At 61.4% G+C, this 21,084-nt stretch carries 19 protein-coding genes; 10 read left to right on the top strand and 9 right to left on the bottom strand.

Features of this window, described 5'->3' with window-relative positions; genetic code table 11:
* Positions 1–42: 42 nt before the first annotated feature.
* The 8 genes from GTP23_RS00235 (at position 43) to GTP23_RS00270 (ending at position 8,157) form a co-directional block, all read left to right on the top strand.
* Positions 43–927: an alpha/beta fold hydrolase gene (locus GTP23_RS00235; protein WP_161033373.1), complete on the top strand. Its 885-nt coding sequence runs from the start codon at positions 43–45 to the stop codon at positions 925–927.
* Positions 928–948: 21 nt separating this feature from the next.
* The gene (locus GTP23_RS00240; RefSeq protein ID WP_161033374.1) at positions 949–1,449 is read left to right on the top strand and encodes a MaoC family dehydratase; all 501 of its coding nucleotides are present in this window, start codon (positions 949–951) and stop codon (positions 1,447–1,449) included.
* Complete coding sequence (locus GTP23_RS00245) at positions 1,430–2,635, top strand: substrate-binding domain-containing protein (protein ID WP_229255872.1); 1,206 nt, start codon at positions 1,430–1,432, stop codon at positions 2,633–2,635. Before GTP23_RS00240 ends, GTP23_RS00245 begins: the two co-directional genes overlap by 20 nt.
* 12 nt (positions 2,636–2,647) lie before the next feature.
* Entirely contained in the window at positions 2,648–3,424 is a 777-nt protein-coding gene (locus tag GTP23_RS00250; protein WP_161033375.1) for an ABC transporter ATP-binding protein, read from the top strand.
* Complete coding sequence (locus GTP23_RS00255; protein ID WP_161033376.1) at positions 3,417–4,142, top strand: ABC transporter ATP-binding protein; 726 nt, start codon at positions 3,417–3,419, stop codon at positions 4,140–4,142. Before GTP23_RS00250 ends, GTP23_RS00255 begins: the two co-directional genes overlap by 8 nt.
* An 11-nt stretch (positions 4,143–4,153) precedes the next feature.
* Positions 4,154–5,176, top strand: a complete 1,023-nt coding sequence (locus GTP23_RS00260) for a branched-chain amino acid ABC transporter permease (RefSeq protein ID WP_229255873.1) — start codon at positions 4,154–4,156, stop codon at positions 5,174–5,176.
* Positions 5,177–5,209: 33 nt separating this feature from the next.
* The gene (locus GTP23_RS00265; RefSeq protein WP_161033377.1) at positions 5,210–6,313 is read left to right on the top strand and encodes a branched-chain amino acid ABC transporter permease; all 1,104 of its coding nucleotides are present in this window, start codon (positions 5,210–5,212) and stop codon (positions 6,311–6,313) included.
* Between the two features lie 368 nt (positions 6,314–6,681).
* Complete coding sequence (locus tag GTP23_RS00270; RefSeq protein ID WP_161033378.1) at positions 6,682–8,157, top strand: APC family permease; 1,476 nt, start codon at positions 6,682–6,684, stop codon at positions 8,155–8,157.
* A gap of 223 nt (positions 8,158–8,380) precedes the next feature.
* Here the strand turns inward: GTP23_RS00270 and GTP23_RS00275 are convergent, their stop codons facing one another.
* The gene (locus GTP23_RS00275; protein ID WP_229255874.1) at positions 8,381–8,620 is read right to left on the bottom strand and encodes a hypothetical protein; all 240 of its coding nucleotides are present in this window, start codon (positions 8,618–8,620) and stop codon (positions 8,381–8,383) included.
* A 225-nt stretch (positions 8,621–8,845) separates the two neighbouring features.
* On the opposite strand from GTP23_RS00275, the gene GTP23_RS00280 reads away from it, so the two are divergent.
* Entirely contained in the window at positions 8,846–10,213 is a 1,368-nt protein-coding gene (locus tag GTP23_RS00280; protein ID WP_161033379.1) for a GGDEF domain-containing protein, read from the top strand.
* Positions 10,214–10,266: 53 nt separating this feature from the next.
* On the opposite strand, the gene GTP23_RS00285 is transcribed toward GTP23_RS00280, so the two are convergent.
* The 3 genes from GTP23_RS00285 to GTP23_RS00295 all read right to left on the bottom strand — a co-directional run bounded on the left by GTP23_RS00285 (position 10,267) and on the right by GTP23_RS00295 (position 15,272).
* Positions 10,267–11,181, bottom strand: coding sequence for an EamA family transporter (locus GTP23_RS00285; RefSeq protein WP_161033380.1), 915 nt, complete (start codon positions 11,179–11,181; stop codon positions 10,267–10,269).
* A 45-nt stretch (positions 11,182–11,226) separates the two neighbouring features.
* A complete protein-coding gene (locus GTP23_RS00290) occupies positions 11,227–13,410 on the bottom strand; it encodes an FUSC family protein (RefSeq protein ID WP_161033381.1) in 2,184 nt (727 codons plus the stop codon).
* A 173-nt stretch (positions 13,411–13,583) separates the two neighbouring features.
* Positions 13,584–15,272, bottom strand: coding sequence for a M14 family zinc carboxypeptidase (locus tag GTP23_RS00295; protein ID WP_161033382.1), 1,689 nt, complete (start codon positions 15,270–15,272; stop codon positions 13,584–13,586).
* A gap of 205 nt (positions 15,273–15,477) precedes the next feature.
* Between GTP23_RS00295 and GTP23_RS00300 the strand changes: the two genes are divergently transcribed.
* A complete protein-coding gene (locus GTP23_RS00300; protein ID WP_161033383.1) occupies positions 15,478–16,278 on the top strand; it encodes a hypothetical protein in 801 nt (266 codons plus the stop codon).
* Positions 16,279–16,351: 73 nt separating this feature from the next.
* Here GTP23_RS00300 and GTP23_RS00305 read toward each other — a convergent pair whose 3' ends face one another.
* From GTP23_RS00305 to GTP23_RS00325, 5 genes are all read right to left on the bottom strand, one after another.
* The gene (locus tag GTP23_RS00305; RefSeq protein ID WP_161033384.1) at positions 16,352–16,918 is read right to left on the bottom strand and encodes an NADPH-dependent FMN reductase; all 567 of its coding nucleotides are present in this window, start codon (positions 16,916–16,918) and stop codon (positions 16,352–16,354) included.
* 119 nt (positions 16,919–17,037) lie between these two features.
* The gene (locus GTP23_RS00310; protein ID WP_161033385.1) at positions 17,038–19,194 is read right to left on the bottom strand and encodes a S46 family peptidase; all 2,157 of its coding nucleotides are present in this window, start codon (positions 19,192–19,194) and stop codon (positions 17,038–17,040) included.
* Between the two features lie 166 nt (positions 19,195–19,360).
* Positions 19,361–19,927 (bottom strand): YceI family protein, encoded by a 567-nt coding sequence (locus GTP23_RS00315; RefSeq protein WP_161033386.1) that lies wholly within the window; start codon positions 19,925–19,927, stop codon positions 19,361–19,363.
* Between the two features lie 21 nt (positions 19,928–19,948).
* Positions 19,949–20,500: a YceI family protein gene (locus GTP23_RS00320; RefSeq protein WP_161033387.1), complete on the bottom strand. Its 552-nt coding sequence runs from the start codon at positions 20,498–20,500 to the stop codon at positions 19,949–19,951.
* Positions 20,501–20,533: 33 nt separating this feature from the next.
* Positions 20,534–21,055, bottom strand: a complete 522-nt coding sequence (locus GTP23_RS00325; RefSeq protein ID WP_161033388.1) for a cytochrome b — start codon at positions 21,053–21,055, stop codon at positions 20,534–20,536.
* Positions 21,056–21,084: the final 29 nt, after the last annotated feature.

Below are 21,084 nucleotides of genomic sequence, written 5' to 3' on the forward strand. Positions count from 1 at the left end.
GCGAGCGTCGTGCGCCGTTTCTGTTTTTCTGCATGGAGTCCTATGATTACTTCCGAACTTCCCTACGTCGAGCGGAGCTGGCGTAGCCACGATGGTCTGCGCCTGATGGCGCGCGACTATGCGCCTGCTGCCGGTCCGGCACGCTGCCCCATCGTCTGCATTCACGGTCTGACGCGCAACAGCGCCGACTTCGAAATGGTGGCGCCATGGCTGGCTGCGCAGGGGCGGCGCGTGATATCGGTGGATATCCGTGGCCGTGGAAAATCCGAATACGACAGCAATAGCGATAACTACAATCCGCTCGTGTATGCGCGCGATGTGGCGCAGTTGCTGGAAGAACTAGGCATCGCCCGCGCCGTGTTCATCGGCACCTCGATGGGCGGCATCATCACCATGACGATGGCGATGCGCTACCGCCACCTGATCGCCGCTGCAGTGCTGAACGATGTGGGCCCGCAGCTGTCGCAGCGCGGTCTGACGCGCATTGCCGGCTATGTGGGCACGGGCGTGCCGGTCGATACCTGGCAGGCGGCAGCGGCGGCCTGCAAGGGCATCAATGCCGTAGCCTTCCCGCACTACACCGATGCCGACTGGCTGCACTGGGCGCACCGTACTTTCGGCCAGAACGCCGATGGCAGCTTCCGCCCACAGTACGATCCGGCCATCGCCATCGCCATCAAACAGGGCAAGATTAAAACCAGCTCGCTGATGGCGCGCTGGGCCTTCCGCCGGCTGGCGCGCAAGGTGCCGACCATGCTGCTGTACGGTGGCATCTCGGATCTGATCGAAGCGCCGCAGATCGCAGCCATGCGCGCCGATGCGCCGCACATGAAAGTGGTGGAAGTGCCCAGTGTTGGACATGCGCCTATGCTGAACGAAGTGGAAGCGCAGGCTGCACTGAGCGCCTTCCTTGCCATCGTGCCGTAAGCGGAGCTATACGAGATGGAGATGATTTCAACTGACCATGTGGCCCGCGTGCAGGCGCGTGTGGGTGAGCGTCTGTGGCTGTCGGACTGGGTGTGCATAGAGCAATCGCGCATCGACGGCTTTGCTGCAGCGACGGGCGATCATTACTGGCTGCATACCGATCCGGAACGGGCGCGGCGCGAAAGCCCGCTCGGCAGCACGATTGCGCATGGTTTCCTCACCATGTCCATGCTGGCGCCTAGCTGTCTGCATGCGCTGCTCGATGTGCTGGGCGCCGACGAAGTACTCAATTACGGTGTCGAGAATCTGCGCTTCCTGGCGCCTGTGCTGTCCGGTGCGCGTGTGCGCAGCTCCATCGTGCTGCGTTCGGCCGTGGCCAAGCCCGGTGAGCGGGTGCTGGTAGGATTAGACTGCAGTGTCGAAATAGAAGGGCAGCAGCGGCCAGCTTTGGTAGGCCAGTCGCTGATGCTGATTCACTTTCCCAATCAAATAGGAGTTACCCATGCCGCACAAGCTGCGTAATACCGTCTGGGCTGCCATCAGCCTGCTGGCCTGCACCGCGCTGGCACAGGCCGCGCCACTCAAGGTTGCGCTGATCACCAGCAAAAGCCACCCCGCCTTCGAAGCCTATGCCCGCCAGACCGAGGCCGGTTTCATGCTGGGACTGGAATATCTGACACAGGGCACCATGATGGTAGAGGGCCGCAAGATCGTCGTCATCAACAAGGACGATCAGGGCAAGCCCGATATGGCCAAAGCTCTGCTGACGGAAGCCTATGTGGATGATGGCGCTGATATCGTGGTGGGTACTACCACTTCCGGCGCGGCGCTGGCCATGCTGCCGGTAGCAGCAGAAATGAAGAAAGTTCTGGTGGTGGAAGCGGCCGTGGCTTCCGATATCACCGGCAAGTTCTACAACCGCTACATTTTCAAGACTTCGCGCAATTCCTTCCATGATGCCTGTGCCGGCGCGGCTGCCACCATGGCGCCGGCCAGTCTGGCGTTTCTGGCACAGGACAATGTGTTCGGCAAGGACGGCATTGCCGCTGCACGCGACTGCCTGAGCAAGATGGGCAGCAAGGCCAAGGTGGTGCATGAGGAATATGCGCCGCCGGCCAGCACGGATTTCACTGCACCGGGTCAGCGCCTGATCGACGCGCTTAAGAAAGCGCCGGAGCCGCGCTTCCTCGTGGTGGCATGGGCGGGCAGCAGCCCGGTCAACAAGCTGGCCAATCTTCAGCCGGGCCGCTACAACATTACGCTGGTCCCGGGCGGCAATCTGCTGCCGGTGATGAAGGGCTGGAGTGCCTATGCCGGTTCGGAAGGCTCGCTGTACTACTACTATGACTTCCCCACCAATGCCATGAACCGCTGGCTGGTGGCCGAGCATAAGAAGCGTTTCGCTGGCACGCCGCCGGACTTCTTCGTGGCCGGTGGCGCGGCAGCCGCCAGCGCCGTGGTGCAGGCGCTGCGTGCGACCAAGGGCAGCAGCGATACCGAGAAGCTGATCACCGCGATGGAAGGCATGAACTTCGAGACGCCCAAAGGCACCATGACCTTCCGCAAGGAAGACCATCAGGCCATGCAGCCTATGTACCACTTCCGCATCAAGGCCAAGGACAAGCAGAAGAACGAGTGGGATCTGCTGGAACTGGTGCGCGAGATTCCGGCGAACCAGCTGCCTATCCCCGTCAATAACAAGCCTTAACATTACAAGCACATGAGTGATAGCCACCGCGTCACCCTTGCCACCGAGGGCCTGGGTATCCGCTTCGGCGGGCACCAGGCCGTGCAGGACGTGACGGCCAGTTTCCGCGCCGGCGAGCTGACGGCCATCGTCGGCCCCAATGGCGCGGGCAAGACGACCTACTTCAATCTGATTTCGGGCCAGCTAGCCGCCACCAGTGGCAGTGTGCGTCTGCACGGGCAGGACGTGACATCGTTCAGCGCGGCGCGCCGCACCCGCCTCGGTATAGGCCGCGCCTTCCAGCTGACTAATCTGTTCCCGCAACTGAGCGTGCAGGAGAATATCCGGCTGGCGGTGCAGAGCCGCGCCGGTGTGGGCATGCGCATGTTCTCCGTGTGGTCGGAACAGAAGGCCGTCAACCAGCGCACGGCGCAGATACTGGAGCAGGTGACCATGGGGCCGCTGCGCGACCAGATTGCGGCCACGCTGTCGCATGGTAATCAGCGCAAGCTGGAAGTGGCCATGCTGCTGGCGCTCGATCCGGAAATCTTCATGTTCGATGAACCGACTGCGGGTATGAGCGTGGATGAAGTGCCGGTGCTGCTGGAACTGATCCATCAGATCAAGGCCATGCGCGACAAGACGGTGCTGCTGGTCGAGCACAAGATGGATGTGATCGGTGCGCTGGCGGACCGCATCATCGTGCTGCATCAGGGCTGTCTGATGGCGGACGGTGATCCGGCGGAAGTGATGGCGCTGCCACTGGTGCAGCAGGCCTATCTGGGATCGACGGGAGTGCGGCATGAGTGAACCCTTATTGAAACTGAGCGGGGTACACACCCATATCGAGCAATACCATATTCTGCATGGGGTGGATCTGGTGGTGCCGCGCGGTGAACTGACTGTGCTGCTGGGCCGTAACGGCGCCGGCAAGAGCACTACGCTGCGGACCATTATGGGGCTGTGGCGTGCTTCGGCCGGAAGCGTGCAGTTCGACGGACGCGAACTGGCCGGTATGGAGACGCCCGATATTGCGCGGCGGGGCATTGCCTATATTCCCGAGAACATGGGCATCTTCGCCCAGCTTACCGTGCAGGAGCATTTGCAACTGGCCTGCCGCAGCGGCAAGCCCGATGCGGCGCGGCTGGACTGGATCTTCGGTATCTTCCCCGCGCTGAAGCGCTTCTGGCACCAGCCGGCCGGTACGCTGTCCGGTGGACAGAAGCAGATGGTGGCGATTGCGCGTGCCATCATCGAGCCGCGCCGATTGATACTGGTGGACGAGCCGACCAAGGGGCTGGCGCCGGCCATCATCGACCATCTGGCCGAAGCGTTTGTGCAGCTCAAGGCCAGCGCCACTACCATCCTGCTGGTGGAGCAGAACTTCGGCTTCGTAGCGCGGCTCGGTGATTCCGTAGCCGTGATGGATGGCGGCGTGATCGTGCACAGCGGCCGCATGGCCGATCTGGCAGCCGATCAGGATTTGCAAACCCGTTTGCTGGGGCTCTCGCTCGCAGCGCATCAATAGAGAGGAACACGATGACGGCTATGCCTCCTGCCGCGACAGCGGCCGAGATGATGTTGCCGCGTAAGCGAGTCGACTACCAGCCATGGTATGTGCTGGCGGTGATACTGGCGCTCACATGGCTGTGGGTGGGCGACAGCGCCACGTGGCTGACGCTGACCGTGGCCGGTCTGGCCATGGGTATGCTGCTGTTTATCATGGCCAGCGGCCTGACCATGGTATTCGGCCTGATGGGCGTGATGAACTTCGGCCATGGCGCTTTTATCACCGTGGGCGCTTACGCTGCCACGCTGGTGCTGCTGCGCCTGGGCGACTGGCTGCAGGCCGATGCCATCGGCCTCAATGCTGCCGCGCTGGGGCTAGCGTTGCTCGCTGCGGTAGCCGTGACGGCGGCGCTGGGCTGGGTTTATGAACGGCTGATTATCCGCCCCGTGTATGGCAATGCGCTGATGCAGATCCTGATTACCTTCGGTGCCGCTACCGTGCTGCAGGAACTGGTGACGGCCATCTGGGGCGCCGAGCTGATTCCGCTGACGCGTCCCGCTGCGTTCGATGGCGCATGGGTGCTCGGCGATGCGGTGATCGAGAAATTCCGCGTGCTGTGCGCGGCGGCTGGCCTGCTGGTGTTCGTCGCCATGATGCTGATCCTGCACGGCACCCGCATCGGCTTGCTGGTACGTGCCGGTGTGGCGAATGGCGAAATGGTGCAGGCGCTGGGCTATCGCGTGCGTACGCTGTTTGTCGGCGTAAGCGTGGCCGGTGCGGCGCTGGCCGGCATGGGCGGCGTGCTGTGGGGGCTGTACCGTCAGGAGCTGACCACCAGCATAGGTGCCAGCAGTCTGGTGTCCATTCTGATCGTCATCATCATTGGCGGCATGGGTTCCGTCGGCGGCTGCTTCCTTGCTTCGCTGCTGGTGGCGCTGGCCAGTAACTACGTGGGCTTCCTCGCACCCAAGGCAGCGTTGCTGTCCGAAGTGGGGCTGATGCTGGTGGTGCTGGCATGGCGTCCGCGCGGGCTGTATCCGCTTACACATTGACTTTGCATTGACTGTGCATTGAGATCGACGACTATGAGCATCCATCTGCTTTCGAATGAACTGCCGCGCAGCCGCCGCCTCAGCGTGGCGCTGGTGGCGATTGTGCTGCTGCTGGCACTGGCGCCTTTCCTGTTCCCCGGTGCACGCGCCATCAATGCGGCGGCCACCATCTGCATTTTCGTGGTGCTGACGGCTTCCTATGATCTGATGCTGGGATATACGGGGATTATCTCGTTTGCACACACCATGTTTTACGGCGTGGGTGCTTACGGCGTGGGGCTGGCGCTGCTGCATCGCGGCCCCAGTTTTAGCTCCGTGCTGATCGGGCTGGGCGCGGCCATGCTGGTGTCGCTGGCGCTGGCCTTGCTGATCGGCGTGTTCTCGCTGCGCGTGCAGGCCATCTTCTATGCCATGGTGACGCTGGCCATCGCTAGCTGCGTGAGCGTGATGACCAGCCAGTTCCCTGAGTGGACAGGCGGCGACGATGGTCTGACCATCCCTGTGCCTGAATTACTGAGCCCTGCGTTCCGCCTGCTGGAAGAACCGCTGTTCGATAAGGTCATCAACGGCAAGGTGATTACTTACTACCTGCTGTTCGTGGTGGCGCTGCTGGCTTTCCTGCTGATGCTGCGCATCGTCGCTTCGCCGTTCGGGCGGGTGCTGCAGGCGATCCGCGAAAACGAGTTCCGCGCCGAAGCCATCGGCTATCACACGGCGGCCTACCGCACGCTGGGCAGTGTGCTGGGCGCGCTCGGTGCCACGCTGGCCGGCGCCATGCTGGTGCTGTGGCTGCGCTATCTGGGGCCGGATACCACGCTGTCGTTCGCCATCATGCTGAACGTGCTGCTGATTACCTTTATCGGCGGGCGCGGTACGCTGTATGGCGCGGTGCTCGGCAGTGCGCTGTACATCGTGGCGCAAACCTATCTGATCGATCTGATGAAATGGGCCAGCGGTGCGCTGGTGCAGGGGGCGGCGGCGCAGGCCGGTTCCTCGCTGGAGCCGGTGCTGGCCTTGCTGGCGCGGCTGGTGCATGCCGACCGCTGGTCGCTGTGGATGGGGGTATTGCTGGTGCTGTCGGTGTATTACTTCCCGACGGGGATAGTCGGACGCTTGCGCGCCCGACGTGCGGCTTGAGCTGGCCGGGGAGCGGCCGGATTAAACGCGGATCAGGACGGCAGCCACAGTGGCGGCCACGCCCAGCAATACAAAGGCGGCGCCAGCCATAACCGGCGTCACGCGGCGCGAGACGGTGGGGATCTTCTTGATGGGCATGGCGGGCTCCTCTGAACAGGTAAAAAGTGACTGTAGATTAACGGTTGTATTGCTGCCAATCTAGACATTACGCTGTATCAAAAGTAAGCAGGTGTAACCGCCAGCGCACAGTGTTGGTGCGGGATAAATGTGAGTTGTTTTTTAACACACACAAACTTTAGGGCAGCGGGCTGGAACAGCCTATAATCGCTAAGTTTTTTGCCCGAATATATATCCCACAAGGAATGCCTGTGAACCAAACGCTGGTCCAGAAACTGACCCGTACCAAGCCGGTCAGCCATCACCAAGAAACTGCTCCTACCAGTAGCAATAGTCTGCACCGTTCGATCGGCCTGTTTCCCCTCACCATGATCGGGGTTGGTGCCACCATCGGCACGGGGATTTTCTTCACCATGGTGGAAGCCGTGCCCAAGGCCGGTCCATCGGTGATTCTGTCCTTCCTGATCGCCGCGATTACGGCTGGTCTGACCGCGCTGTGCTATGCCGAACTGTCGTTCCGCATTCCCGCTTCCGGTTCTTCCTATTCCTTCGCCTACGCGACTGTGGGTGAGTTCCTCGCCTTCATCATGGCGGCCTGTCTGCTGCTCGAATACGGGCTGGCGGCCAGTGCCACGGCGATAGGCTGGTCCGATTATCTGAACAACTTCCTCAATAATGCCTTCGGCTGGCATATAGCCGAGGTGCTGCGGTCGCCGATGATTGTATCCACGCCCAAGGGCATAGAAATACATAGCGGCAATATCAACCTGCCGCCCATGCTGCTGGTGAGCCTGTGCTGCTTCCTGCTGATACGCGGTGCGAAAGAATCGGCCACGACCAACGCCATCATGGTTCTGATTAAACTGGCGATCCTGATTTTCTTCGTCGTGATTGCGTTCTCCGGCTTTGATATCAACAACTTCCATCCTTTCTTCAGCCCGGATAATGGCGTGCATTACACCGGCATGGCTGGTGTGACGGCGGCTGCCGCGACCGTGTTCTTCTCGTTTATCGGTCTCGATACGGTGGCGACGGCCGGCGAAGAAGTGCGCGATCCCAAGCGCAATGTGCCTATCGGTATTCTGGCCGCGCTCGGTATCGTGACGCTGTTCTATATGCTGGTGGCTGTAGCGGCCATGGGCGCCCAGCCGGCCTCCAAGTTCGCCGGTCAGGAAGCGGGGCTGGCTGTGATCCTGCAAAACGTGACGGGCAAGACCTGGCCTGCGCTGGTGCTGTCGGCCGGTGCCGTGATTTCCGTGTTCAGCGTGACGCTGGTGACTATCTATGGCCAGACGCGGATTCTGTATGCGATTTCCAAGGATGGCCTGATTTCGCCATCGTTCAACAAGGTCAGCGCCCGCACGGGTTCGCCGGTGCGCAATACGCTGATCGTGTGTACCGTGGTGGGGCTGGTTGCCGGCTTTGTTGATGCCACCTTCCTGTGGGATATGGTCAGCATGGGTACGCTGACGGCCTTCATCGTGGTCTCGCTGGCCGTGCCGGTGATGCGCCGCCGCGCTGAGCAAGCGGGAGAGCCAGCCGTAGCGGGCTTCCGTGTGCCGTTCGGTCCGTATGTGGTGCCCGGCCTGAGTATCGGCGCCTGCCTGTATCTGATGTTCGGCCTATCGATGACCACCTACACCATCTTCGTGATCTGGATGAGCGCCGCCATCGTGACCTACCTGCTGTACGGCATGCGCCATTCGCGCCTGAACAAAGCCGCATAGATCGTTCGCTGGCGAAGTAGCAAAAACAGAAAAGCCGTTCAGCTCAAACTGAACGGCTTTTCTGTTTGCGGGGCCGGCAGGCAAGGGCCGGCGTGGCGATTACTGTTCGTTTTGTGGCTCGGCGCCCAGGTAGAGGCGCAGCAGCAGGCCGGACAGAGCGATGGCAGCAGGCAGATTCTCGATGATGGTCAGCATAGTCTTCTCCGTAGTGAATTAACTTCAATTAACCGCGCGACGCCATGAAGCGCAACTCGGCCGACAGGTTGGGGGAATGGCGCTCGCAATCCTGAGCCAGGCTGTGCAGCCATGCGTTCGAGACTGGCTGCTCGGCCACCGTTTCGACTGCGGCGCTACGCGGCTTCACAGCCAGCAGGGCGGCCAGCAACTGGCGTGCAGCGGCGGCTACGTTGCTCAGATAACTGGTGTCAGAGAATTCGGTGTAGGTCAGTTTGCTCGTGCTCATGATTAGCTCCATATCTTCGTTTGTTGCAGTGCAGTATGGGCCTAGTTCAGTAATAAATAAACTTTTGATTTATGATACTCGGCATACATAAAGCATATAACTACCCTGTTTTCCCTATGAAAAAGTAGTGCTGCAAAGCCACATTTAAAGTGGAAATATTTTTTCAGGCGCCGCGCCCTGCAGGTATGATTGCTGCCGGATTGGCAATAAATCGACGGGAGAATGATGTCTTTACGCACCAAACTCATGCTGGCACTGCTGCTCACGGGACTGGCTTCCGTGGCCATGGTGGGCGGGCTGGCCTCTTACGGCTTGGGCAAAAAGGTCGATATCATCCGGCGCCAGAGCGCCGCCGAGCATTTCTACAGCGCAGTGAGTGATTACTTACATCCTTACGGCAGCTGGCAGGCGGCCAATCAGGCCGAACCTTTTGATCACTATATGCGGCGCATCCGTCCCGCGCCGGACGATCGTTTGCCACCGCCGGACGAGGGTATCGCCGGACGCGAACATCTGCCCGCTGCGCCACCGGGCGTCGAGCACGCGCGGCGCGGCCCGCCGCCTGATGCGATAAGGGATAGACGGGGTCCACCGCCGCCGCGCAGCGATGGCGATACGCCTTACCACTTCATATTGGCCGATCAGGATTTCACCGTGCTGCTGGGTGCTGGCGTGTACCGGCCCGGCGAGCCGCTGCCGGAAGCGGCGCGGCGTGATGCGCGTGCCGTGGAGGTCAACGGCAAGGTCGCTGCCTATATTTCGCCGGAAGGCGTGCTGACGCCAAGTCGGGAAGAGCAGCAGTATCTGGATGCCATGTACGATGCGCTGTGGGCGGGCGTCAGCGGCGCCGCCTTGCTGGCGCTGGCGCTCGGCGTGCTGTTTAGCCGAGGCCTGAGCCGTCAGCTACGGCATCTGATCGCTGCCGTGCGCGCCATCCAGCAAGGCACACTGCGCCAGAACGTGCCGGTGGAGGGGCGCGACGAAGTGGCTCTGCTGGCACGGGCCTTCAATGAAATGAGTGCGGAACTGGCGCAGAGCCATGAAGCTTTGCAGGCATCGCACCGTACCATCAGCTCGCAGGCCGAACAGCTGCGCGAACTCAGTGTGCGTGATGCGCTGACGGGGCTGCACAACCGGCGCTTTTTCGACGAGCAGGCGGCCAGCCTGTATCGCCACGCGGTGCGCTACCAGCGGCCATTCAGCATGGTGATAGCCGATATCGATTTCTTCAAACGGATTAACGACCAGCTGACCCACGCTACCGGCGATGCCGTGCTGCGCGCGGTGGGCGAAATCTTCCGCACCCATATGCGCGAGAGTGATCTGGTGGCGCGCTACGGTGGCGAAGAATTTGTCATGGCCTTCCCTGAAACCAGTCTGGCGCAGGCGGCGGTGTTGTGCGACAAGCTGCGTGAGCTGATAGCGGGACATCCGTGGCAGCAGGTGCACCCGCAACTGGCGGTGACGATCAGCATAGGCGTGGCAGCCGATCTGCAGGCGGGCAGCGCGGAAGCCATGCTGCAGCAGGCTGATGCCCAGCTATACCGCGCCAAGCAGGACGGCCGTAACCGCGTTTGCTCGCTCGCTGCCTGAAGTGCCCCGTTGCCCGACCTGACACCTGCACTTTGCCCGACCTGACCCCGGATTTAGGACTTGAGCCAGCGGCCGCCGAACATGGTGCACAGCATGGAGGCGACGATCAGGGCGATACCGGCCCACTGCCAGCCCGTGATGACATCGCCCAGCGCGAGCATGCCGGCCGCGATACCGACCACCGGCACGCCTAGACTGAAAGGCGCGACGCGGTTGACGGGGTGGCGCTTGAGCAGGCGGGTCCACATGGCGTAGCCGAGGATGGTGGCCATCCAGCCCAGATAGGCGGCTGACAGCCAGGTTGCCGGCGGCGCCTGCAGCCAGTGCCAGCGCGTCTCCGGCGGATCGAACGCCAGCGTGAGGCCGATGAAGGGCAGGATGGGCACGAGGCTGCACCACACCATGAAGTTCACCACATCGAACTGCGGCGTGTGGTGCTGGGCGCGGCGAACCACGATGTTGGAGGCGGCCCACATGGCGGCAGCCGACAGGCACAGCACGAATCCTGCAGCATTGGTGCCACCGGCATGGCCGCTACCCAGATAATTCATGGCGAAGCAGATCAGTCCCAGCGCGGCCAGCAGCAGGCCGTATTTGAGGGCGCGGCTGGCGCGTTCGCGCAGCAGGGCAAAACCGAAGAAGGCGGTGAAGAAGACTTGCGTCTGCAGGATCACCGAGGCCAGTGCGGCCGACATGCCGACCCGCAGCGACAGGAACAGCAGCCCGAACTGGCCCACGCCCTGACACAGGCCGTAGGCGATGATCCAGCGCGCCGGCATTTTCGGCGGGCGCAGGAACAGGATCAGCGGCAGCACGGCGAAGATGTAGCGCGCTGCACCGAGCTGGAACGGTGTGAGGTCGCGCAGACCTATCTTCATGGCGACGAAATTGGTGCCCCAGATGAGGACGACGAGCAGGGCCGATAACAGGTCGTTACGGCTAAAGGAAGCGGGCGTTGCAGCAGTCATGCAACCAATAGTAACAGCCTGGCGCAATCTCTGCTGGCGACAGCCTTATTTTACGTCGCGCAGGATGGCGGCACTATGCACCACGATCTTGGCCGCATCGGCCTGCAGCAGCCGCACGCGGCGCTGTACCAGCGGCCAGCCGGACCAGCTGGCGCTGTCGTCATGCCCAGCGTCGCTGGCCGCCGCCACATGGCGGACTGGCGCCTGCAGTGCGCCGTGCGCCGGTTCTGCAGGCTGGCCCTTGCCCTTGCTGATGGCACGCTGCAGGATGTCGCTGACCTGCGCATGGCTGTCTTCCAGCATGGCGTTGAGCGCCTGCTGCGGAATCTCTTTGACATGGCGCCGCACGATGGCGCGCAGCGCCGCCACGTGCGCCACCAGCAGGTAGTTTTGCACGATGAACAGGTTGATGTCTTCTACCGCGCGCTGCTTGCTGGCCGGTTCATCGAGCATGCGTACCAGCGCGCTATTTAACGCGGCGAGGCTGTCCATCAGGCGCTTGCGTTCGATGCGGTAGGCGAAATCGTCCGAGCCTTTACCCTGCAGCAGATCAGCGCTGGCCTGCATATAGCGCAGGCTGACGCTGAGCACTTCATTCACCAGCCGTGGCAGCGACTGGTATTCCCAGTTGGCCAGCACGAAGCTGAAGGCCGTTGCCACTGCCGCGCCGACAAAGGTATCGACCAGCCGTTCGATAATCAGCTCATGGTTGCCCGGTGCGATCAGGTGCATCTGCAGCAGGATCATCACGCTGACGGCTATCGCGGCATAGCGGTAGCGCAGGTAGATGAAGGTGGGCGTGGCCACCGTGGCGAGGATCAGGAAGCCCAGTATCGCAGCCGGATAGTTGAGGTACTGGATGATCAGCGCGGTGATCACGCAGCCGATCACGGTGCCGACGATACGGTCGCTGCGGCGCTGCTTGGTCATGCTGAAGCTGGGCTTGAGGATGATGACGATGGTCAGCACGATCCAGTAGCTGTGCGCTGCATACGGCAGCCACGTAGCCACCGCCAGTCCCGCCGTAATCGCCATCGCCACCCGCAGCGAGAAGCGGAAGATGGGCGAACCCAGACGCAGGTGCGACAGGATCATGCGCAGCTCGTACTTCTGCTGCGACAGGAAAGGCCCCATGTCGGCATCGACCCAGAACGGCGTGCTGTCGGCCACCTTCTGGCTGGCCGCATGCAGTTCACCGATCATCTGGATGATGGCGCGGATCTTGTTGCGCTGGGCGCGCAGCACGGCCAGCGCCTCCTGCGCCGGCTTGCCTTCGCTGATGCGCTGCTGCAGCACGGCCAGTTCCGCTTCCACCGCCGCCAGCTCGGTGTCGTAGCTGATTTCGGGATAGGACGGCTTGTCGCGGGTGACGTCGTAGGCCACCGATTCGATATCGCGCGCGGCTTTGTAGGCCAGATCGTGCAGAGTTTTCAGCACGGGGCTGTCGGCCAGATGCAGGCGTAGCTGGGCGTAGTCGGTATGGGTGGAGAGGATCAGTTCATACAGGTCGAGCATGCAGACGTGGGTCTGCACCACGATGGCGTCCTTGCGATTGAGGTGGCTGCGCAGGATCAGATCGCGCGCGGCCTGCTGGCGGTCGGCCAGCAGGCTCTGATGGCGTACCAGTTTGTTGAACTGCTCGCTCAGGTTGTAGCGGGTGTCGTAGAAATCGGCCTTGATGTCGATGTAGGCGGCCAGTTCGAACAGGGCTTCAGCCAGCACCTGCTGCTTGATGCGGTGGCGCAGCAGCCACGAGATGCCCATGGCGTAGGCCAGATAGGCCAGCGCGCCCAGCGTGAACAGGCCCGTATGGATGAAGGCCTGGCTGGCCGTCATCGCGTGTTCCATCGACATGGTCATGATGAACAGGGTGGCCAGTTGCAGCGGCATGGATTTTTTACCGTACACGATCATCATGCAGGCGAGGAAGCTGATCGCCACCAGCATGGTCATCAACAGCCAGTGCAGTGGTGCGCATAGGCTGATCAGCAGGGTGACGGCGCTGCACAGCAAAACCGAGGCGCTCATTTCGTTGAACTTGTGGCGCAGGGGGCTGGGCATATCCATCAGCGCCGTACAGAGTGCGCCGATGCAGACGGTCATGGCGGTTTCCAGACTGGCGAACTGCAAAGTGAACAGGGTGACGCCGACCAGCCCGGCCGCGAAGCGCAGGCCGAGGTAAAAGTAATGGCTATAGAAGAACGTGCGCAGGTTGAGTGCGTAGTGCATGGCTGTGATCTTGTGGGCAGCGGGCATGCACGCCGCGGGATCGCCGCAGCGTACATCAGGTCTAACAATGGCAGGCGCGCCGGCCGGGTGAGGCGCAGCGCGTTGCGGGTATATCTGGCGATGGTGCTGGCCGCTAGCTGGCGCAGGCGCGAACTAGCCGGCCATGGCGGACTTTAGAACACCGACAGCACCGGATAACGGCGCCATTCCGGTTCGGCGTGACGGGCGCCGTTTTCGAAGATGAAGTCCAGTACCTTGCTCTGGTCCGACAGCAGTTCCGGATGGGCGGTTTTCCATGCTTCGAATTTGGCCTTCAGTTCAGGCTCGGTTTCCAGCATGTCCATGGCCAGATCTTCGAACACGTAGTCGGAATAGGCCTCTTTCTTTTCCAGCACGCTGTTGAAGAAGCCCCAGCGGAAGAAGGAGTCGTGGCCTTGCGGTTCCAGCGTTTCGACGGCGTAGCGGGCTTTGTCCTGCTTGAGCGGCACGAAGTAGTCGCCCGGCTGCACGGTAAAGCTGCCGCTGCGCGCTTCCACTTCCACCTCGTCGTGGTACATATGGCCTTCGTAGGCGCCAGCACGCGAGCGCACGGCCTTGATGTGGTAGTACTGCGCTTCGATGGTGGAGGCTTCGTCGAAGCGGGCCATTTCCACACCGTTCCATTGCAGGCGCTCGATGGCTTCTCGCCATGCCTGCGGAATCACATAACCCTTGGGTGCACGCACGGTGGTATCGGGCACGAAGTGGTTGTAGTAGGCGATATCCTTTTCCCACGGCTGGCTACGGTCGTAGGACAGGCGCATGTAGTTCCCCAGCTTGCTAGGGCTGCGCACGGCGGCATAGCCTTTGAAGCGGAAGGTCGATGGCTGGCTTTCGTCCAGCTTCCAGTGCACGGTCCACTCGCTGGCAGCGGCGGCCTGCGCGCGTGCGGCGGCACGCAGGGCGCGGATCTGTTCACCGTACTGCACGGTGAAGGCCAGCGTGACGTCGACCAGTGCGCGCATGGATTCGTAGCGGTCCTTGAACGGTTTGAGCATGTGGGTTTCCGGCATGAAGCCGATCACATGGTGCAGGGCCGCGTAGCCGGTCGAGAAGCGCGGTACTTCGAGGAATTCGGCGATGCCGTCGTCCGGCGAGTCCTTGACGGGATTGACGTAAGGGCAGGTTGGCCAGCCGCGCGCTTCCATCCGGGCGTAGATATGCGGCAGCATGGTCTCGCGCAGGAAGGGGCCCAGACCGTAGCCCAGCTTGTCCGCCTGGGTGTGGATCAGCGTCATGGTGTACGGGTAGTCGGCGCCGTTGGAGGTGTGGGTATCGACCATCACGTCCGGGTCCCAGCTAGTCAGCAGCTGGTTGAAGATCTGCGCGTTGAGCGTATCGCATTTGACGAAGTCGCGGTTCAGATCGAGGTGGCGGCTGTTGCCGCGGAAGCCGAACTGCTCGGGGCCGTCCTGATTCACGCGCGAAGTGTTGGAGCGGTTGTGGGCGCCGTCCACGTTGTACAGCGGGACGAACAGCAGCACGGTTTTGCCCAGTGCGGCCAGCCGTTCCGGCTGGTAGCACAGGTCGCGCACCATGGCCATGCAGACATCCACGCCTTCCGGTTCGCCCGGATGGATGCCGTTATTGTTGAAGAACACGGGACGGCCCGTGGCCTTGATGATGTTGCGGTCGAATTCGCCGTCCGCGCTCACCACGCCGGCGTGCACCGGAATGCCGCCGTCGGAAACGCCGATCTGCTCGAAACGCAGCACTTGCGGGAAACGCTGGGCCAGCGTCTGGTAGAACGCGATGCATTCCGACCACAAGGTGGTTTGATTCTGATTGCCTAATTCATAGGGCGTGGGCATTTCTGGGTGCATGGCAGGTCTGGATCTCGGGGTGGTGGGAAAAAACGCGCTGGGCCGCCTTGTGAGCGGAAAGCAGCGCTGCTGCGGGCAGAATTGTATCATTCGTGCCCACTTTTTGAGCGACAGCAGGACAGTGTGCGGCCAAGATTGCCCTGTTTCAATATTCGTCGCCTGCCATGGTGATGTACTGGCGGTCCATACCGACAGGGAGGACATCATGGGCAGAATCATGGCATATGCCGGAGCATGGCGGCAGCGGGTGGCGCAGGCTTATGGCTGGCGCGCGCTCGGCGTGCTGGCGCTGCTGGTTCTGGGCTGCCGGCTGGGCGTGGCACAGGTGGGGCCGCGCTATGTGCTAGCGCTGGATGGCGCGGGCGCTGCGCCGGCGGCACGCGGGGCCGGGCAGGTGCAGCTGGCTGGCAAGGGGCTGGCGCTGATCAGCTTTCAGGGCTTGCGCATACTGGCGCTGGGGGCTGATGCGGACGCCTATAGCGCCGAAGCGATGGCGCACTGGCCGCAGGCCGATCTGCTGGTGCTGACGCCCGCAGCGAGCGGGCGCTACGACGGTTTCGCGCCCCTGTCTGGCCGCAGCGGATTGCCGGTGATCGTAGCGGCCGACCCGCACCCGCTTGGCGCTGCAGCGGCGACAGGCGCGCAAGCAGCGAGCGTCGCGACGCTGTATCCCCTGCAGCTGTGGGATGCGCTGCATCTCAACAAGGGCAGGGTAAGCCTGCGGGTGACGGCTTTGCCGGGCGGTGCGGGGAGCACGGAACTGGCGGGCTTCATGCTGGATATGGGGAGCGGGCGCGCCACGTATCGGCTGTATGTCAGCTGCCTGCCGCTGGCGCAAAGCGAAGCGCAGGCGCTGGGGCAGCGCCTGCCCGGGGCTGATCTGGCTTTGCTGCCGGACCGGCAGGTGCCGCAGCTGTTGGCGCTGCAGGGCAAGCAGGCGGCCGGATACGCAGTACCGGCCGCGCTGACGGCAGCCGGGCTTACCTTCAAGCCGGTACGGCGCTAAAGCGCGCTATGCGCTGGTGCGGAATCGCGCGTTCTAGACCGGAATAGACCGATCTAGACCGATCTAGACCGTTTTAGACTTTGGCAGTTTTCGCGACCCAGGCAGCATAGGTGTCGATGATTTTTTGCAGGAACTGGCGGCTGCTGTCGTTGTTGATTTTGCCGTTATCGTCGAGCAGCTTGGTGGCGCCGCCGATATAGGCTTCCGGCTGCTGCAGCAAGGGCATATCGAGGAATACCATGCACTGGCGCAGATGGTGGTTGGCGCCAAAGCCGCCCGTAGCGCCGGGCGAAACGCTGACGATGGCGGCCGGCTTGCCGCTCCAGATGCTGCTGCCATAAGGGCGCGAGCCCACATCGATGGCATTCTTCAGTGCGGACGGTATGGAGCGGTTGTATTCGGGCGTGACGAACAGCACACCGTCCATGCCCGTCATCTGCTGGCGGAAGTTCTGCCATGCCTGCGGTGCGGTGGCGCCGTTTTCTTCCAGATCCTGATTGTAGAGCGGCAGTTCGCCGATCTCCACGATCTGCATGGCCAGCGAGGCTGGCGCCATGGCCATCAGCTCATGCGCAAATTTGCGGTTGATGGAATCCTTACGCAGGCTACCCACGATTACAGCAATTTTTTTAGCAGACATGGCAACTCCTATCGGTGTTGAAGGAAACGCCCATAGTAGCGCAAACAGGGCGGGAAGGTCGGGCGTAAAAAGACCACGCTGCGTTGCCGGAGCGTGGTTTGGGTGACAGCGCGTGGCGCTTATTCTGCGTTCATTTCTTTCAGCAGATTGTCGGCGTGGTCCACATGCTTCATGTTCCACAGGATGTAACGCAGGTCCACCTGTATGTCGCGCGTGTTGGCCTTGTTGAAGTCCCAGTCGGAAATGATGGAATCGAGCGTGCCGTCGAAGGCCAGACCGATCCACTCGCCCTTGGCGTTCAGCGCGGCCGAACCGGAGTTACCACCGGTGATGTCCAGCGTCGCCAGATAGGCGACCGGTACCGATTTCAGGATAGGGTCGACGTATTTGCCGAAGTCCTTGGCCTTGATGGCTGCCAGCTGGGCTTTCGGTGCATTGAATTCGCCTTCGCCGGTGGCTTTGGCAGCGACGCCAGCTACGGTGGTAAAGGCTTTCCAGGTAGTGCCGTCGGCGCCGTGGTCACGACCGGCGATTTTGCCGAAGGTGACGCGCAGCGTGCTGTTCGCATCCGGATACACGGCCTGACCTTTGCTCTGCATGAAGGCGATCTTGGCTTTCATGTAGTTGGCATAAGCCTGCTGCAGCTTGCCGCCCAGTTCTTCCTCTTCCGCTTCTTCCTTCATGCCCGGCTCGTACAGGGCCACGGCAGCCTGAATAAAGCTGTCGCTGCTGGCCTGGAACTCGGCTGGCGTTTTGCCTATCCAGCTGGTGCGCTCGGCGGCGTCACCGAGTTTGCTGCCGGCGTAGAGTTTTTCCAGTGCGGCCTGCAGTTCCGCTTTGCTCATGCCATCCTTGATGCCGATGACGGCGTCGAAGGCAGCGCTGCGCTGGGCGGCTGGCTGGGCGGCGTATTTGCTCAGGCTATTCATCACCAGTGCCTGATCGACTTTCTCGTCGTAGTTACGCACCAGTGCTGCGACCGAGGCCTTGATACGTGGTACATCACGCACCTGATAGCCCACTTTGCGCTCGGCATCCGGCTTGGTGTTTTCATTGGCCAGACGGTACAGCATACGCGCCGTGTTCATCAGACGTGGCTTGGACGAGGACAGGAAGTAATCGCGCTGGGTTTCCGCATCGCGCTGGGCGATCAGTTTTTCCACCAGTTCGATGTCGCCAGCGTATTCGGCTTTGCGGGCCGGGTTGGCGTTGATCCAGGTTTTCAGTGCTTCGTGCTCGGCGGTTTTACGCTTGAGCATATCGCTGCCGGCGTAGGAGTCCAGCATGCCCTGACGGTTCTTGTAGTAGTTGTTGATGCTGGCTACTTGCGAAGCGTATTTGAGGGCGGTGTCCTTGTTGTCCTTGGTGGTGTCGGCAATGATGGCCAGACTTTCCGCCGACGATTTCACGAAGGCAGGGTAGCTCCAGTCGAAGGTGAAGGCCACTTCCGATGGCAGGCGGTGGCGGTTGGTACGGCCAGGGTAGCCCAGTACCATCACGAAATCGCCTTCCTTGCTGCCTTCCTTGGCCAGTTTCAGGTAGTGCTGCGGAATGTAAGGGACGTTGTCCTTGCTGTAGTCGGCGGCTTTGCCGTCCTTGCTCACGTAGGCGCGATAGAAGCCGTAGTCGCCCGTGTGGCGTGGCCACATCCAGTTGTCGGTGTCGCCACCGAATTTGCCCACGCCCGCTGGTGGCGCGTGCACCAGACGCACGTCGCGGATTTCCAGCTGTTTGATCAGATAGTATTCCAGACCGCCGTAGTAGGACGACACGGTGCAGCGGTGGCCGGCATCCTGTTCGCAGCTAGCCTGAATGGCCTTGATGTTCTTTTCGATCGCGTCGCTACGTTTTTTGCCGCTCAGTTTGGCGACTTCGGCAGTCACTACTTCCTTGCTCACATTGGTCACAGCCTTGGTGACGAAAATGCGGCTGCCCGGTGCGGCCGGCAGTTCTTCGCCCAGATTGTGGGCCAGGAAGCCGTTGGCCAGCAGATCGCGCTCCGGCGTGGAGTTGTGTGCCACGCTGCCGTACACGCAGTGGTGGTTGGTCGCAACCAGACCTTGCGGCGACACGAAGGAAGCCGAGCAACCACCGAGGCTGACGATGGCGCCCATAGGGAATTCGGTCAGTTTGGTCAGGGTGGCAGGATCGAGTTTCAGGCCGGCGGCTTTGAGTTGCTTGGCTACTTGTGGCAGCTGCTGCGGCATCCACATGCCTTCATCGGCATGGGCAGCGGTAGCGCTCAGGATGGCGAGCGCGATCAGGGTCTTTTGCATTTTTATCGGATCCTAAAGGGGATGGAGGGCACAACGGCGCGAGTATAGCAAAATCACTTATTCATGAAACAAATTGAAGTGTTGAATTTTTGTAACAACAAAAAAGGCAGGGCACGCGCAGTTTGCACTGCGGCGTGGCCTGCCTTGTTACCCTTGCGGGATGCGTTTAGTCGGCTTTGATGGCTTCGATCTGGATGGCCAGACGCACTTCCGGTGCGAAGGCTGGCAGACCGTAATTGAGGCCGAAGTCGCTGCGCTTGAATTCGGCGATGGCGTTGGCGCCGCATACTTCACGCTTGTAGCGCGGGTGCATGATGCACTTGAAGCGGTCGACCTTCAGGCTGACCGGCTTGGTCACGCCCAGCATGGTCAGTTCGCCTTCCACGCCTACCAGCTGGTCGCCTTCGAACTTGAAGTTGTGGCTCTTGTAGCTAACAGTCGGGAATTTCTCGACGTTGAACATGTCCGCGCCTTTGGCGTGGCTATTCATTTTCTCGAAACCGAAGTTGATCGAATCGGCCTGTATGGTCACATCGAGTGCGCCCGTCTTGGCGGCGCGGTCCATGGTCACGGTGCCGCTGGTCTTGTCGAATTTGCCGCGCCAGGTGGACAGGCCCATGTGGTCTGCCTCGAAGCTAGGATAGGTGTGCGAGGGATCGATGTTGTAGGTAGCAGCGATGGCCGAAGTGGCCGAAGCCGCCAGCAGGGTCGCGATCAGGATCTGTTTCTTCATGCAGTAAGTCTCCTTGGTAGTTTATTGCGCAATCACGTGGAATTTGATGATGACTTCGTCCGCCACCATGCTGGTGTCTTTCCATTCACCTTCGCCGATGTTGTAGGCCAGGCGTTTGATGGGCAGCGCGCCTTCGAACACCTGTTTGCCACCTTCGGCCTTGACGGTGAGGGGGAAGCTTACGTCGGCGGTTTTACCCTTGATGGTCAGCTTGCCCGTGACATTCAGCTTGCCTGCACCGGCGCTCTTGATGGTGCTGGAGACGAAGGTGGCTTTGGGGAACTGGGCCGCGTTGAACCATTCTTTCTTGGTCACTTCCTTGTTGTATTCGGGATCGCCCAGATCGAAGCTGGCGATATTGATTTCCACGCTGGCCTTGGCGGCATCGGGCTTGGCGGCATCGTAATCGATGGCGGCGCTGAACTGTTTGAACTTGGCATCGACCGGCACGTTCATCTGCTTGAAGGTGGCCGTCACGGTGGATTTGGCCGGATCGGTTTTCAGGGCGGCAGCGCTGGCGGCGAGCGTAATGCCCAGCAGGGTTACGAGGGCGAGTTTAGGTAAGGTTTTCATGGATGGCTCCAGTGTCGGTATCAGTGTCAGGGTTTAGGGCAGCATGCGTTTCAGGGTGGCGTCGCGATCGATGAAATGGTGCTTGATCGCTGCCAGCGCATGGGCCAGCACGGCGCCTGCCATGGTCATGGTCAGAACATAGTGAACGGTTTTTAAAACGGGCTTAAGTGCAGGATCGGGGCCGATCACGGCCGGCATCTGGAACAGGCCCAGATATACCACGGGCACGCCGGCGGCATAGCTGTACAGATAGCCGGAGACGGGCACGGCAAACATCAGCAGGTACAGCAGGTGGTGCATGCCTTCGGCCGCCAGATGCTGCCAGCGCGGCATGGGCAGGGCTGCCGGTGGTTTATTGCGCAGACGCCACAGCAGGCGGATGGCGGCCAGACCCAGCACCGTCACGCCCAGCCATTTATGCCAGGAGAAGTATTTGAGTTTGGTCGGGGTAAAGCCGGGAATATCGACCATGGTCACGCCGAGGAAGAAGGCGGCGATGATCAGTAGCGCAATCAGCCAGTGCAGGGCGATGGCGATCTTGGTGTAGCGTTGCATAGCAGTCACTCCGGAAAGTAGTACGTGTT

The organism is Duganella fentianensis, from assembly GCF_009857835.1.
In the GTDB taxonomy this organism is placed as follows: Bacteria; Pseudomonadota; Gammaproteobacteria; order Burkholderiales; family Burkholderiaceae_D; genus Rugamonas; species Rugamonas fentianensis.

Bases quoted from the DNA above. Each gene is read 5' to 3' on its own strand.
- GTP23_RS00235 (WP_161033373.1), top strand. From the start codon at position 43: ATGATTACTTCCGAACTTCCCTACGTCGAGCGGAGCTGGCGTAGCCAC.
- GTP23_RS00240 (WP_161033374.1), top strand. From the start codon at position 949: ATGATTTCAACTGACCATGTGGCCCGCGTGCAGGCGCGTGTGGGTGAG.
- GTP23_RS00245 (WP_229255872.1), top strand. From the start codon at position 1,430: ATGCCGCACAAGCTGCGTAATACCGTCTGGGCTGCCATCAGCCTGCTG.
- GTP23_RS00250 (WP_161033375.1), top strand. From the start codon at position 2,648: ATGAGTGATAGCCACCGCGTCACCCTTGCCACCGAGGGCCTGGGTATC.
- GTP23_RS00255 (WP_161033376.1), top strand. From the start codon at position 3,417: ATGAGTGAACCCTTATTGAAACTGAGCGGGGTACACACCCATATCGAG.
- GTP23_RS00260 (WP_229255873.1), top strand. From the start codon at position 4,154: ATGACGGCTATGCCTCCTGCCGCGACAGCGGCCGAGATGATGTTGCCG.
- GTP23_RS00265 (WP_161033377.1), top strand. From the start codon at position 5,210: ATGAGCATCCATCTGCTTTCGAATGAACTGCCGCGCAGCCGCCGCCTC.
- GTP23_RS00275 (WP_229255874.1), bottom strand. From the start codon at position 8,620: ATGAGCACGAGCAAACTGACCTACACCGAATTCTCTGACACCAGTTAT.
- GTP23_RS00280 (WP_161033379.1), top strand. From the start codon at position 8,846: ATGTCTTTACGCACCAAACTCATGCTGGCACTGCTGCTCACGGGACTG.
- GTP23_RS00285 (WP_161033380.1), bottom strand. From the start codon at position 11,181: ATGACTGCTGCAACGCCCGCTTCCTTTAGCCGTAACGACCTGTTATCG.
- GTP23_RS00290 (WP_161033381.1), bottom strand. From the start codon at position 13,410: ATGCACTACGCACTCAACCTGCGCACGTTCTTCTATAGCCATTACTTT.
- GTP23_RS00295 (WP_161033382.1), bottom strand. From the start codon at position 15,272: ATGCACCCAGAAATGCCCACGCCCTATGAATTAGGCAATCAGAATCAA.
- GTP23_RS00300 (WP_161033383.1), top strand. From the start codon at position 15,478: ATGGGCAGAATCATGGCATATGCCGGAGCATGGCGGCAGCGGGTGGCG.
- GTP23_RS00305 (WP_161033384.1), bottom strand. From the start codon at position 16,918: ATGTCTGCTAAAAAAATTGCTGTAATCGTGGGTAGCCTGCGTAAGGAT.
- GTP23_RS00310 (WP_161033385.1), bottom strand. From the start codon at position 19,194: ATGCAAAAGACCCTGATCGCGCTCGCCATCCTGAGCGCTACCGCTGCC.
- GTP23_RS00315 (WP_161033386.1), bottom strand. From the start codon at position 19,927: ATGAAGAAACAGATCCTGATCGCGACCCTGCTGGCGGCTTCGGCCACT.
- GTP23_RS00320 (WP_161033387.1), bottom strand. From the start codon at position 20,500: ATGAAAACCTTACCTAAACTCGCCCTCGTAACCCTGCTGGGCATTACG.
- GTP23_RS00325 (WP_161033388.1), bottom strand. From the start codon at position 21,055: ATGCAACGCTACACCAAGATCGCCATCGCCCTGCACTGGCTGATTGCG.